We start from the raw sequence: 13,413 nt of genomic DNA on the forward strand, positions 1-13,413 counted from the left end.
GCGCCTGCCCCACGCGTTCGCCACGCCAGGCGGCAGCCCGGCTATTTCTTCTCCGGGGGGCTGTCGAGATCTTCCGCGAGGTAGCTGAGGATCACCTCGTCCAGCGACTTCTCGCTGATGAGATCCTCACCGAAGATCGACGCGCCCTCCGCCGGCCGGTTGGTGGCGAAGATGCTGGCCGGGCGCGAGGCCGCGTAGCGGCCGGAGCCGGGGCCGCCGGCGAAGTGCTCGACCGCGACCGGGGCCGCGGGCGGCGGCGAGGGGTGCTCCGGGTGGACGTTGCTGTAGACGCCGGCGCCCGAGGCCGCGGACTCCGCCCGCCGCCCGATCACCGACGCGGGCGGCGGCGGGAGGTCCTGGATCTGCTGGAAGAACGGCGTCTGCGCCTCGGCCGCGGCGCGCTCGAGGGCGTCGAGATCGAGATCGATGGACGGCTCGGATTTCTTGATCTCGGGGGGCGCCGTCGAGCGCACGGCCCTGCCGGCGAGCGGGCTGGCCGCGCGCCCGCCGCCGAGCCCCTGGAGCGCGACCGGATCGAGCTCGAGCCGCGGGCGCGCGCTGGCCGACGCGGGCGCCGGCTCGGACGCCACGGAGCGCGCCGGCGGCGCGGCCGCCGGCCTCGGGGGCGGCACGGCGGGCCTCGGCGGAGGCGTCGGCGCGGGGGCCGGCCTCGGGCTCGGGCGCGGCGCCGCCTCGGACGCGAGGGGCGGCGCGATGGGCGACGCGAGGGGACGGGACGGCGGAGACGGCTTCGGCGCGCTGGGGACCTCGGGCGACGACGGGGCCGGCGGCCGCGCGGCCGGGCTCGGCTCGGGGGCGACGCGCGCCGCGGCTGGGGGGGCCGATACGGGCGGCGCGACGGTGTCGTCGAAGAGGTAGTCGAAGTGGCCGTCGCGCAGGGCGATGAACATCGCCTTGTGCTGCTCCTTCATCATGCCGCGCACCGTGTCCGCGAGCGAGGCCAGGCCGACGTGCTCCGCGTACGACGTCTTCGTGGTCTTGAGGATGCGCCCGCCGTCGGCGAAGAGGTGCGTGATGATGTGAGGATGGCGAATGCCCGAGTCCTCGGTCTGTATGTGGAACAACCGCCCCTTGTGCCGGACGTTGTTGTTGAAGCCGAGCAAGGGCGACGGGGCTTTCACGACAGGCAATCCGAGGGTGGGGAGGTGAGGAGATCGCGCCAGAGCGGAGCGCTCGCCACGGCCGAGACTATCACAGCACGGCGCGCCAGGAACGATTCGCAGCGCGCCGGCGTTCCTTCGCGCTCCTTCGCGCTCCTTCGCGCTCCTTCGCCCGTTCCTTCAACCCCGGGGGCGCATGTCGGAGCCGGCCGTCCGCCTGCCTGCCTGGCGCCGAGCGCCTGGCGTCGCGCGCCGGTCGCGTCAGGGCAGGCAGCGCTCCAGGTCGTCCGCGCTGTCCGCCTTCAGGGCGCATGAGACCTCCGCCTGTGTGAGGTCGGCCTCGCAGCGGACGAAGCCGCGCTCGCCTGCCGCCTCCCGCGCCATCTCCTGCCGCTCGGCCACGTCGGACGCGGCGGGCTCAGGCGCGGCCGCGCGCAGCACGAGCTCGACGTAGCGGTCGAGGAGCGCGGCGCACGCCTCGGGGGACGGGCGCGGTGAGAGGCGGCGGAGCGCGGCGCGCCCGGCGACGACCCCGACCACGAGCAGCACGATCGCCAGCGTCGCGAGCACGTCGGCGCGCCTCGCGAGGCGCGTCATTCCAGGCATCGATCGACCTGCTCCGGGGTCGTCGCCTGCCGGACGCACGCCATGGCGGCGTCGGTGATGCTCCGCCCGACGCACCTGTCGATGAGCTCCTTGCCGCGGGCGTCCCGCACCGCCGCCGTGCGCTCCTCGACGACCTTCGGATCGACGACATTCTGGGCCCGGAGCTCGATCTCGGCGCTCCGCTTGAAGATGGCCTCGCACTCGTCGCGGCTCGCCGGGTGCCCGCACCCGGCCGCGAACGACGCGCCGCCGAGCAAGGCAAGACACGACGCGAGCCAGAGGACCCGGTCCCGACCCGGACAGCCGGCGACCGTGGAGACGGAATGCCGCCTCCGCTGAAGGGAAGTTGAGCCAGGGCGGCGACGCATGGCCGCGACGATGGCCCCACGTCCGGTGGGGCGCAACCCGGTCCAGCGACTGGCCTGAAACCGGCCTGAAACCGGCAGCTGGCGGGGGGGTGGCCTGAAACCGGGCCCTGTCGCCGGTCCAGCCCGAGTCAAGATGGAAAGCTCGCGTATTGCTGGAACGCGTGTGCAGGTCTGTTAGGATTGCTTTCTGTGCGCAAGGCGAGCGAGCACGGTGACAGCGTGGACGGCGCTCGATCCGTCCGTACGGGTTCCAGGGGGCGCCGCACGAAGTCGACGGCGACGACCGTTGCGGGCGGCGGGGGGGACGCTCCACGAGAGAAGCGGGCCGGCAATGCGCCGCGCCGGCGCGCGCCGCCGGCGGCGGCGCTGACCCCGGAGGAGATGCTGCGGCGCGCGCTGGGCGCGGAGACGCCGCGCTCCCGGGCGCTCTGGGCGCGGCGGGGCCTGTCGCTCCGGGGGCCGCTCGACCGGACGACGCAGGCGATGCTGCTGCGGCAGCTCTACCTCGCCTATTTCGAGACGCGCCGCTTCGAGAGGGCGGCCGAGGTGGCGGATCAGGTCCTCTCGCTCGGCGTGCTGCGCGACGTCGCCCACCAGGACGCGGCGCGGGCGAGGCAGGCGCTCGGCGACATCGAGGGGGCGGTGGGGCACCTGCGGCTGGCGGCGCGCACGGGGCCGGCGAGCCGGAGGGCGTTCCACTTGTGGACGCTGGGCAGCGTGTACCACCTGGCGCGCCGGTACGACGAGGCGATCGGCGCGCTCACGCGCGCGGCGCGCTGGGGCACGCGGGACAAGCCGCTCTACCAGGGGCACCTCGCCGTCGTGCAGTGCGAGAGCGGCGAGACGGTCGAGGGGCTCGGCGCGCTGATCGACCGGCTCTCGGAGGTGCCGGCAGGCCAGGGGTACGGCCGGTTCGTGCTCGGGCAGATGGCTTACTTCGACCGTCGCTGGGGCGAGGCCAAGAAATACCTGGAAGCTTTCGTACAGCGGAGCACCTCGGGGAGGGTCGCGGTCGCGATCGCGCTCGACGGGGAGATCGAGGCCGCGCGCCGGACGCTGGCGTCCCTCCCGGAGCGCTGAGGCTGGCCTGAACGGACGGCGGCGCGCCGCACGACCGCGATCGCTTTGCTATAGAACCTCTGTGAAGACCGCTTCGACTCGTTTCAAGGGGAACGCCGGCGCCGTCCCGGCGGATCGTGAGCGTGGCGCGCGCGGCGGGGCCGGCGCGCTCGGGGCGCTGGCCGCGCTCGCGGTGCTCGCGTTCCCGGCGCTCGCCGCGGCCGGGGATCAGCCGGATCTGTTCACCCGCGGTCTCCAGGCGGGGCCGCTCTTCGCGGGGCTCGCCGCGCTCGCGGGCGGCCTGCTCACGTGCCTCACGCCCTGCGTGTACCCGATGATCGCGATCACCGTGAGCATCTTCGGGGCGCGGGAGGCGAAGTCCCGCCGCGAGGCGATGCTGCTCTCGACGAGCTTCGTGCTCGGGATCGTCGTGCTCTTCACGACGATGCTCGTGGTCGCGGCGCTCACGGGCAGCCTGTTCGGGAGCGTGCTCGCGAACCGGTGGGTCATCGTGGGCATCGCGGGGGTGTTCATCGCGCTCTCGCTCTCGATGTTCGGCGCGTTCGACATGACGCTGCCCGACACCCTGATGCAGCGGCTCTCGCAGGTCGGCGGCATCGGCTACGGCGGCGCGTTCCTGCTCGGGCTGGTGAGCGGCCTTGTCGCGGCGCCGTGCACCGGGCCTGTCCTCACCGGCATCATCCTCTGGATCGGGCAGACCCAGAGCATCGGCCTCGGCGCGCTGGTCGGCGCCGCCTTCTCCATCGGGCTCGGCCTGCCGTTCTGGCTCGTCGGCGTGTTCGCTGTCGCGCTGCCGAAGGGGGGCAAGTGGATGCTCGGGGTGAAGTCGTTCTTCGGGATCGTGATGCTGATCGTCGCGCTCTATTTCCTGAAGACGACGTTCCCGGCGCTGTCGTCGCTCGCGCAGCCCACGCCGGTGTTCATGGCCGTCATGGCGGGCCTCGTCGTGGTCGGCCTCGCGCTCGGCGCGGTGCACCTCTCCTGGGACGACGGCGGCCCCGGGGTGAAGGCGCGCAAGGGGCTCGGGATCGCGCTCACGGTGGCGTGCGGCTTCCTGCTCGTCGCGAGCCTGGATCTGCCGAGGCTCGCCTCGCCCGTCCCGTCGGCGGTGGCCGGCGAGGCCGCGCCGCGGCAGCTCACGTGGCTGCACGAGGAGCCGGTGGCCGTCTCGAAGGCGCGGGCGGAGAAGCGCCCGCTGCTCGTGGACTTCACCGCGGAGTGGTGCGGCGCCTGCAAGCAGATCGACAAGGAGACCTTCTCGGATCCGCGCGTCATGGCCAAGGCGGCGCACTTCGTCGCGGTGAAGGTCGACGCGACGGACGACGAGGATCCGCAGATCGACGCGGTGAAGGGCAAGTACAAGGTCGTGGGCCTGCCCACGGTGGTGATCTACGACTCCACCGGGGCCGAGCGGAAGCGCTTCAACGACTTCGTCGGCCCGGACGCCTTCCTGGCGGCGCTCGAGGGCATCCAGTAACGCCGCCTCCTGCCGTGCGCCCCGCCCTCCTCGCCGCCCTCGCGCTCTGCTTCTTGGTCATCGCCGGCTGCGGCGCTCCTCCGGGACCGACCACCGGGACCGTGGTGATCGGGGTGACGAGCGAGCTGCGCGCCGGTGTCGAGCTCGCTCGGATGCGCGTGGTCCTGCGCGCCGGCGGCGAGCTGCTCCGCGAGGACGTGCTGCCGCAGAAGAGCGGGCAGCTGTTCTTCCCGAGGGAGTTCTTCTTCAGCGATCTCGAGGACGGGACGGCGGTGGAGATCTTTCTGGAGGCGTTCGGGGCGGAGGACGCGGAGCGGCCGCTGCTCGCCCGCACCGCGTCGACCCGGGTGATCGGCGGCCGCACGCTGCTGCTCCCCGTGCGCCTCGAGCGGGAGTGCGCCGTCGCGCCCGGGGATCCCACGTGCCCGGCGCCGCAGACCTGCGTGGCCGGCGGCTGCAGCGCCCCCGACGTGGATCCCCGGCGGCTCGCGCCGTACAGCGCCTCGTGGAACGCGGACGCCGAGCCGGACGCCTGCAAGCCGTCCGGCGGGGGAGCGCCGGTCGTCGCCGTCGGCGAGGGGCAGGCCGACTACTTCCCGCTCGAGGATCTCGACGAGGTCCAGGTGGAGGCGGGACCGCAGGGCGGGTTCCACATCTTCGTCGCCATCCGGCTCAAGAACCTCCGGCGGTCCGGCTCGATCACGGTGGTGAGCGGCCTCGTGCCCGAGCTCGGGTACGCGATCGAGCCGCTCAAGATCATCTTCACCCTGGATCAGGACGAGGGGGGCTTCTGCAAGCTCGCCGGGCTGCGGTTCCGGCTGGACGGGGAGCGGACGATCGACGAGCTGCTCGGGAAGGTCGTGGACGTCGAGGTGACCGTCACCGATGCCGACGGGGACACCGGGACCGGCAGGCGCAAGGTGACGCTCTCGCAGACGCTCCTGTAGCGCGCGGCCTCACTCGCGCGCGGCGCGCCAGCGGGTCATCGAGCCGCCGGTGAGCAGGTCGAGGGACGCCTCGGCCTCGATCGCCGCGAGCGTGGCGGTGCGGTGCTCCTCGGGGCTCCGGCCCGGGTCGGCCGAGAGCGCGGCGGCGCGCTGCCAGGCGAAGAGCAGATCGAGAACGCGCGCCGTGAGCTTCGCCTGCAGCTCGGCGCGCTCGCGGCGGAGGCGCTCCAGGGCGATCTCCTCGTCGGCGAAGAGCAGGCGATCGAGCCGCCAGGTCGCGCGCGCTTCGAGCCAGAGGCTCATGCCGCCGGAGGCGGTCCTCCGCGCCGGATCGTACTCGGTGGGGGCCAGGTTCTCCGCCTCGTCGACGAGGCGCGAGACGCGGAGCCGGAGCTCCGGGAGCAGCGACGACGTCCGGGCGCGCGACGCGATGGCGTCGATGCGCGCCTCGGGATCGAGGAGGCGCGACCGCCGCAGCGCCGCCTCGACGATGGCGCGGGCCATGGCCGGCGTGACCCGGACCGGCAGCGGGAGCGGCGGCTCGACCTCGGCAGGCGGCGCCGCGGGAGGTGCCTCCGGGAGCGCGGGCGCCGGCGCCGCGCGGGGCGGGCTCGGAGGGGCAGGTTTCAGCCGAGGCGCCTCGGGTTCGGCGATGGCGGAGGGCGGGAGCGCGCCGGGGCGCTCGGACAGCCGCTCGAGGGGGATGCTCGCGAGCAGCATGCCGCTGACGGAGCGCTCGCCGCCTTCGAGCCGAGCCAGGCCGAGCTGGAGCGAGACCCAGAGCGGTTGCGCGCGTCCCGGGGACGGCGCCCAGAGCTCGTGGGGCGCGGCGTCGAGGCGGTCCACGCGCGGGTCGAGCGCCGTGGGCTCCTCGTCGAAGGGGAGCTCGGCGCGCGCCTCTGGCGCGGACAGGGCGCAGGCGAGCGCGCCGAGGAGGAAGAGAACGGAGCGGGCGATGGATCGGTGATTCGTTTGCACCCGAGCTGGGTCGACCACCGCGCGCCGCCAGTTGCGTGAGCGGATCGTCCGGCTCGCTCAGCGGTTCCCCGAAGGCGGGCGCGCCCGGGGGGCGAAGCTTCGCCAGAGCTGGGTTCCGCCGCCGAGGGACCGAGCCCGCTCGGCGCCGGTGCGCAGCTCGCTTCCGCCGCCCGGGGAGCGGGCTTGCCCGGCGCCGGCGCGCCGGAGCGCCTCGCTGGCGTGGGGCTGACCGCTGGACTCTCGCCCGGCGCGCCGGAGCGCCTCGCTGGCGTGGGGCTGACCGCTGGGCCCCGGCCAGGCGCCCCGGTCGCCCCCCCGGACAAGGTCGCTCGACCCGCCGCGGGTCGCCGCAACCGCCTGCGCGAGCGCCTCCGGGGTCGGCACCCTCCCCGAGGGGAAGCGGGGCGGCCCTTCGCTCGACGGACCGCGGGTCGCCGCGACGGCCTCCGCGAGCGCCTCCGAGGTCGGCGCCGTTCCCGCCGGGAAGCGGGCAGGCCCTTCGCTCGTCGAGACGAGCGCCGGCGCTGCAGGGATCGCTGCGCTGGGGCCGGGCGTGACCGCGCCGGGAGCGGGGCCGTCGAGCGGGGCCGGTGCGGCAACGTCGGGAGCGGTCTCGCTGCTCGACACGGGCGCGGGGGCCGCCGTGGCTACGTCGCCGCTCGCGGCCGGTACGGCAGCTTCCGCAGCGGTCTCATGACCCGCGGCCGGCGCGGCAGCCTGCGTGGCGACATCGCTGCCGCCGGCGGGCGCCGCCGCGGCCGCCCCGGTGTTCGCGCGGCTGCGCGCGACCGGCGCGCTCGGCGCCGGTGGAGGTGCGGTCAGGGGATCCGCGCTCGCAGCCTGCGTCGCGGCGGCGGGTCCCCCAGCCTGACCGCTCGCACCTGAAGCTGGCAGCGACGCTCCAGCCACGTCGAGCGTACCGGACGCCGGGGACGGCGCATCGCCGGCGGCGCCCTCGAGGCGCGGCGGCGCGTCGCTCGTCGGTGCGGTGGGGCCGTCCGCCGGGATCTCGTCCTGCAGCGCCGCCTGTGCGGAAGCTTCAGGCTCCGGCGGGGGCGGCCTCGGCGCGACCGGCAACGGGCGTGGCGCAGCGACCTCGAGGCCCACCGCAAAGGGCTCGAACACGTCGCCGTCGAGCCAGCCCGTGCACATCCGGAGGTGCGCGCCGGCCGGGATGTCGCGCACGAACATGTCGCCGAAGAGCGCGTCGATGGCGAGATCCCGCTGCGCGACCACCGGCCGCTCCCAGCTCGGGAGCACCGCGACCACGCGGATCACGAGCTGGCCTTCCGCGCGGCGAGCGCGCGCCCGCGCGAGCGTCCGGGGACGCACTTCCCAGTAGACGTAGAGCGTCTCCGGATCGACCGCGAGGCCGACGATCTCGTCGACGTCGTACCGCGCGGGCAGCTCCGCGCGCTCGTCCTGCAAGGCCGCAGCCAGGCCGAGGGCCGCGCCCGCGGCGACGCCTTCCGCGATGGCCGCCGGCGCTGGAGCCTCCGCTGGCGAGGGATCGCGCGGCGGGTGCGCCGGGGCGGGTTCGGAAGCGACGGAGACGGGCTCGGGCTGCCGGTCCTGCTCGCCCGCGATGGGGGGCTCGATCGGCTCGCTCGAGCCGGCGTCCCCCGGGGCAGGAGCGCCCGCGGCTTCGACGCCAGCGTCCTTCGCGGCCTCCGTGTCTGCGCCGGCGTCCGCTTCCGCCTCGGCGGCCTCCGTGTCTGCGCCGGCGTTCGCCGTGTCTGCGCCGGCGTCCTCCGTGTCTGCGCCGGCGTCCTCCGTGTCTGCGCCGGCGTCCTCCTCCTCCGCGTACTCCTCCTCCTCCACGTCCTCCGCGCCCGCGCCCGCGCCTCGCGCTTCCGCGCCCTCTCCCTGCGCGCGCTGCGCCTTCTCGATCAGCCGCTCCCGGAGCCGCCGCGCCTCCTCGTGCTCCGGCTCGCGCGCGAGGAGCTCGTCGAGCACGGCGATGGCGCGGTCCGTATGCCCCTGGGACGCGTAGATCTCGGCAAGCGTCGTGGTGGCCCGCGGCCGCGGCGGGGGCGGCGGCCACGGCTCCGGCTCCGGCGGGGCCTCGCCGCGCAGCGCGCGCGCGGTCTCCGGCATGTGCAGGCCGCGCTCGACGACGCGCGAGAGCAGATCGCGCGCCCGCCCGAGGAAGCCGCGCAGGCGGGCCCGCTCCGGCTCGCCCTGCGCGGTGCGCGCCAGGATCTCGTCGACGAGCTCGGCCTTCGTGAGCACGCGCGGCCGCGGCACCCCGAGCCCCTCGGCGCGCGCTATCAGCTCCTCCCGCGTCAGCCCGTCGAGCTCCCGGCGCTCCATCGCCGGGGACGCTACCACATCCTACGCTCGCCCACGTCGCGCGGCCGCTCAGCGAAAGGCGCCCTCCGCCGCCGGATCCTCGACGAGCGGCGCGAGCCGCGCGCGCGCCGCCTCGGCGTCGCGCGCGATCTGCGCCTTGAGCTCCGGCAGGCCCGAGAACCGCCGCTCCTCGCGCAGCCGGGCGATCAGGTGCACCCGCAGCGCCGCGCCGTAGAGATCCTCGTCGAGGTCGAAGAGGTGCACCTCGAGGTTCGGCCGCGCCTGCCTCGACGGCTCGACCGTCGGCCGGACGCCGAGGTTCGCCACGCCGCGGGCGAGCGCGATCGCCCGGCCCGACGGCGTCACCCGATCGACGAGCGTCGCGTAGACGCCGAACGGCGGGAGCGCCTCCTCGATCTCGTCGAGGTTGCAGGTGGGGAAGCCGATCGTCCGGCCCCGCCGGGCCCCCTGCGCGACGACGCCGGACAGCATGTGCGGGCGCGACAGCATCCGCTCGGCCGACTCGAGATCCCCGCGCGCGAGGGCCGCGCGGACGCGGGTGCTCGACCACGCCCCCTCGGCGTCGCCGACGAGCGGGTGCGACCGCGTCTCGAAGCCGAGATCCTCGCCGAGGCGCCCGAGCGTCGTGAAGTCCCCGGCGCGCCCGTGGCCGAACCGGAAGTTCGCGCCGACAAGGACGACGCGCGCGGCGAGCCGATCGAGCAGCACGCGCCGCACGAACTCCTCCGGCGTCTGGGCCGCGAACGCGCGGTCGAACGTCACCACGTCCACCCGGATCGCCGGCTGCACGCGGCGGATGAGCTCGATCTTGCGCGGCAGCGCCGTCAGCGTCGGCGGCGGGGTGCGGCCAAGGACGCTCGCCGGATGCGGCGCGAACGTGAGCGCCACCGGATCGAGCCCCCGGCGCTCCGCGTCCAGCGCCGCGTCGGCGAGCAGCGCCTGGTGCCCCCGGTGGACGCCGTCGAAGTTGCCGATGATGACGAGGCTGCCCCGCGGCCCGACCGCGGCGCGCCCCTCCTGCCCGCCTGCGGCGGCAGCAAAATACTCCACAGCCGCTACCTAACCCGGAGGAGCGCCGAACGAAAAGCCGGCGGACAGCGGAGTCGCCCGGCACGATACGCCTGTACAGCCAAGCGTCCAATGTACAGAGTTGCTTGACGTGTCCATGCCCGACTGATAGAGCCGCGCTCCCATAAATGGGCTGGAGGCGCGCCGTGTTTAAGAGAGTCAGTATCTTCTCCGGCAACGCCAATTTCGCGCTCACCCAGGAAATTTGTCAGGTTCTGGAGCAACCGATGGGGAAGTCGCGTGTGTCGCGCTTCTCCGACGGGGAGACGTTCTGCGTCATCCAGGAGAACGTCCGAGGCGTCGACACCTACGTCGTCCAGCCCACCTGCTCGCCGGTGAACGACAGCGTGATGGAGCTCCTGATCATGGTCGACGCGCTCCGCCGCGCCTCGGCCGGCTCGATCACGGCGGTCATCCCGTACTATGGCTATGCCCGGCAGGACCGGAAGGTCGCGCCGAGGACGCCGATCACGTCGAAGCTTGTCGCCGACCTCATCGTCGCCGCCGGGGTGAACCGGATCGTCGCGCTCGACCTGCACGCCGGGCAGATCCAGGGCTTCTTCAACATCCCGTTCGACCACCTGTACGCGATGCCGGCGCTGCTCGAGCATCACCTCCGCGAGCACTACGGCAAGGACGTGGTCATCGTCTCGCCGGACGCCGGCGGCGTGGAGCGGGCCCGCGCCTACTCGAAGCGCCTCCAGGGCACGCTCGCCATCATCGACAAGCGCCGCGAGCGAGCGAACGAGAGCGAGGTCATGAACATCATCGGCGAGGTGTCCGGCAAGCACTGCCTCATCCTCGACGATCTCATCGACACCGCCGGCACCCTGGTGAACGCCGCCAACGCCCTGATCAAGCAGGGCGCCAGGAGCGTCGCCGCCTGCGCGACGCACCCGGTCCTGTCCGGCCCGGCGGTCGAGCGCATCAAGGACTCCCCCCTCACCGAGGTCGTGGTGACAAACTCGATCCCGCTCTCGGACGAGGCGAGGGCCTCCGGTAAATTCAAGGTCGTCTCGGTGGCACGCCTGCTCGCCGAGGCGATCCGCCGCATCCACCACTCGGACTCGGTGAGCTCGCTCTTCGTCTGACCGGCGGCGCGCGGCCGGCGGCGGGGCGCGCGGGCGCCTCTGTCGCTCCGGTCACCCCGCATTCCCGCGCTCACGCAACAAAATGCGTCGCCCGGCGACGAAGGCTCGACTTTCTCTTCATCGTTTTGCTATAGCGCCGCACCCTACGCCGGAGTGGACCGCACCGCGGGCCTCCGGAACACTTCTGGAGCCGTCGTCATGGAGATCATCAAGCTCAACGCCACGAGGCGCGAGGATAGCGGCAAGAGCGCGTCGAGCCGCCTGCGCCGCGCCGGACAGATTCCCGCCATCGCCTACGGGCGCGAGCTCGCGCCGCAGTCGGTCGCCGTCTCGCCGAAGGCGCTCCTTCAGGTGCTCGGCTCCGACCACGGCAAGAACTCCGTGGTCGAGCTCGCCATCGAGAACGGCGAGACGCTCACCGTCATGGTGCGCGACTACGACTACCACCCGATCTCACGGGAGCTCGTCCACGCCGACTTCATCCAGGTGAAGCTCGATCAGCCCGTCGACGTGCAGATCCCCTTCCGCTGCGTGGGCAAGCCGAAGGGCGTCGTCACCGGCGGCGTCCTCCAGCAGATCTTCCGCACCATCCCGGTGCGGTGCCTGCCCGAGAAGATCCCGTCGTTCATCGAGATCGACGTGACCGAGCTCGACATGGGCGAGTCGTACAAGGCCAGCGGTCTGACGCTGCCCGAGGGCGTGAAGGCCCTGCTCGCCGACGAACAGACGATCGCGGTCGTCAACGCGCCCGAGAAGGCCGGCGCCGAGGAAGAGGCGAAGCCTGCTGCCGGCGCGCCGGCGGCGGCCGCTGCTCCGGCCGGCGCCGCGGCTGCTCCCGCGAAGGGCGGCGCGGCCGCTCCCGCGAAGGGCGGCGACAAGAAGGACAAGAAGTAGCCCCGGCGCGGGAGCGGGCCGCCCCTCGCCTCGACACAACGAGGCGCGCGCGGCCCGCCCTGCCCTGCGCTCCGTCCCCGCGCGTCGTCGCCGGCTCGGCCTGCTCGGCCTGCTTCGATTCCAGGGACTCAGCAGAACCCGCTCGTCATGCTGCTCGTGGTCGGCCTGGGAAATCCGGGCAAGGAATACGTCGCTCACCGGCACAACGTCGGCTTCATGGCCATCGACGCGCTGGCCGACGAGGTCCGGGCCGATCCGTTCCGCGAGAAATTCTCGGGCGTGTACGCGAAGGCGGAGATCGCCGGGCAGCCGGCGATCCTGCTCAAGCCGATGACCTACATGAACGAGTCGGGGCGCAGCGTGCAGCCGGCGATGGCCTTCTTCAAGGTCGCACCGTCCTCGCTGATCGTGCTCCACGACGAGCTCGATCTGCCCTTCGGCACGGTTCGCCTGAAGGTCGGCGGCGGGCACGCGGGACACAACGGGCTGCGCTCGCTCATCTCGCACTGCGGCACCGGCGACTTCGGGCGCGTCCGCCTCGGCATCGGGCGGCCGCCGGCGGGCTACCGGGGCGAGGTCGCGGACTACGTGCTGTCGGGGTTCGACGCCGTCGAGCGCGCGGGCCTACCCGACTGCTTGAAGCAAGCTGTCCAAAGTGTGCTAGAAGTCGCCGCCCGCGGCTTCGAGGCCGCGATGAACGTTCGAAATACCCGGCCCAAGCCGGGCAAGAGGCAGAAGGGCGAAGGGGACGGGTCGGGAGATCCAGCCCCTGCCGCGAAGGGCGAGAGGGATCCCCTCCCCCCGACGCAGAAGCCCTGATCCTCGATGGAGACAGATTGTCGAGCTCGCCGGTGCGTCGCTCGACAGGCTGCTCCTTTCCTCGCTCCGGGGCGTCGCCCCGGGGCCACAGGCCGAGAGGGAAGACCGAAGAATGAGCCGACAGGTAACGGCGCCCGGGCGCGCCAGAGAGTACGAGACCATCTACATCCTGCGACCCGACATCGACGCCGACGGCGCCGAGAAGATCGGGTCGCGCCTCGCCGAGGTCGTCGGACGCGAGTCCGGCCGGCTGACCAAGGTCGAGACGTGGGGGCGCCGCCGCCTCGCGTACGACATCGCCAAGCACCGCCGCGGTGTGTACGTGTACCTGAAGTACCTCGGGGGCGGGAAGGTCGTCTCCGAGATCGAGCGCAACCTGCGCCTCTTCGACGGCGTGCTGAAGTACCAGACGGTGCTCGTGCGCAACGACGTCGAGGCCCAGGACGTCACGATCGCCGACGAGGACGTGAAGTTCGAGCGCCTCGAGCTCACGCCGCTCGAGGACGACCGCGACGATTCGCGCGAGCGTCAGCTCGGCCTGATCGAGCCGGAGCGCCGCATGGATCGGAGCTCCGAGGCGGCCCCGCCGGACGTCGACGAGGCTGAAGAGACCGAGACGGAAGGCGCCGCCGACGAGGAGGAGAGCTGAGC

At 73.5% G+C, this 13,413-nt stretch carries 13 protein-coding genes; 7 read left to right on the plus strand and 6 right to left on the minus strand.

Annotated elements, in window-relative coordinates; genetic code table 11:
* Positions 1 to 41 precede the first annotated feature (41 nt).
* The 3 genes from WME75_RS36120 to WME75_RS36130 form a co-directional block, all read right to left on the minus strand.
* The gene (locus tag WME75_RS36120; protein ID WP_437480606.1) at positions 42 to 1,142 is read right to left on the minus strand and encodes a hypothetical protein; all 1,101 of its coding nucleotides are present in this window, start codon (positions 1,140 to 1,142) and stop codon (positions 42 to 44) included.
* Positions 1,143 to 1,382: 240 nt separating this feature from the next.
* The gene (locus tag WME75_RS36125; RefSeq protein ID WP_437480609.1) at positions 1,383 to 1,727 is read right to left on the minus strand and encodes a hypothetical protein; all 345 of its coding nucleotides are present in this window, start codon (positions 1,725 to 1,727) and stop codon (positions 1,383 to 1,385) included.
* Positions 1,715 to 2,095, minus strand: a complete 381-nt coding sequence (locus WME75_RS36130) for a hypothetical protein (RefSeq protein WP_437480612.1) — start codon at positions 2,093 to 2,095, stop codon at positions 1,715 to 1,717. Before WME75_RS36130 ends, WME75_RS36125 begins: the two co-directional genes overlap by 13 nt.
* Positions 2,096 to 2,284: 189 nt before the next feature.
* Between WME75_RS36130 and WME75_RS36135 the strand changes: the two genes are divergently transcribed.
* From WME75_RS36135 to WME75_RS36145, 3 genes are all read left to right on the plus strand, one after another.
* Positions 2,285 to 3,175, plus strand: a complete 891-nt coding sequence (locus tag WME75_RS36135; RefSeq protein WP_437480614.1) for a tetratricopeptide repeat protein — start codon at positions 2,285 to 2,287, stop codon at positions 3,173 to 3,175.
* A gap of 61 nt (positions 3,176 to 3,236) precedes the next feature.
* A complete protein-coding gene (locus WME75_RS36140) occupies positions 3,237 to 4,652 on the plus strand; it encodes a protein-disulfide reductase DsbD family protein (RefSeq protein ID WP_437480617.1) in 1,416 nt (471 codons plus the stop codon).
* 14 nt (positions 4,653 to 4,666) lie between these two features.
* A complete protein-coding gene (locus WME75_RS36145; protein ID WP_437480619.1) occupies positions 4,667 to 5,599 on the plus strand; it encodes a hypothetical protein in 933 nt (310 codons plus the stop codon).
* Between the two features lie 9 nt (positions 5,600 to 5,608).
* Here the strand turns inward: WME75_RS36145 and WME75_RS36150 are convergent, their stop codons facing one another.
* From WME75_RS36150 to ribF, 3 genes are read right to left on the minus strand one after another with little or no spacing between them, the layout of a single operon-like run.
* On the minus strand, positions 5,609 to 6,577 hold the full coding sequence (locus tag WME75_RS36150; protein WP_437480621.1) for a hypothetical protein: 969 nt from the start codon (positions 6,575 to 6,577) through the stop codon (positions 5,609 to 5,611).
* 57 nt (positions 6,578 to 6,634) lie between these two features.
* Entirely contained in the window at positions 6,635 to 8,908 is a 2,274-nt protein-coding gene (locus WME75_RS36155; RefSeq protein ID WP_437480624.1) for a DUF4912 domain-containing protein, read from the minus strand.
* 30 nt (positions 8,909 to 8,938) lie between these two features.
* Complete coding sequence (gene ribF, locus WME75_RS36160) at positions 8,939 to 9,940, minus strand: riboflavin biosynthesis protein RibF (RefSeq protein ID WP_437480627.1); 1,002 nt, start codon at positions 9,938 to 9,940, stop codon at positions 8,939 to 8,941.
* Positions 9,941 to 10,086: 146 nt separating this feature from the next.
* On the opposite strand from ribF, the gene WME75_RS36165 reads away from it, so the two are divergent.
* The 4 genes from WME75_RS36165 (at position 10,087) to rpsF (ending at position 13,411) form a co-directional block, all read left to right on the plus strand.
* Complete coding sequence (locus WME75_RS36165) at positions 10,087 to 11,049, plus strand: ribose-phosphate pyrophosphokinase (protein ID WP_437480630.1); 963 nt, start codon at positions 10,087 to 10,089, stop codon at positions 11,047 to 11,049.
* 198 nt (positions 11,050 to 11,247) lie between these two features.
* On the plus strand, positions 11,248 to 11,943 hold the full coding sequence (locus WME75_RS36170; protein WP_437480633.1) for a 50S ribosomal protein L25/general stress protein Ctc: 696 nt from the start codon (positions 11,248 to 11,250) through the stop codon (positions 11,941 to 11,943).
* 147 nt (positions 11,944 to 12,090) lie between these two features.
* On the plus strand, positions 12,091 to 12,762 hold the full coding sequence (pth, locus tag WME75_RS36175) for an aminoacyl-tRNA hydrolase (RefSeq protein WP_437480636.1): 672 nt from the start codon (positions 12,091 to 12,093) through the stop codon (positions 12,760 to 12,762).
* A 112-nt stretch (positions 12,763 to 12,874) separates the two neighbouring features.
* Positions 12,875 to 13,411 (plus strand): 30S ribosomal protein S6, encoded by a 537-nt coding sequence (gene rpsF, locus WME75_RS36180; protein ID WP_437480639.1) that lies wholly within the window; start codon positions 12,875 to 12,877, stop codon positions 13,409 to 13,411.
* Positions 13,412 to 13,413: the final 2 nt, after the last annotated feature.

Source organism: Sorangium sp. So ce1014 (genome assembly GCF_051521505.1).
In the GTDB taxonomy this organism is placed as follows: Bacteria; Myxococcota_A; Polyangia; order Polyangiales; family Polyangiaceae; genus Sorangium.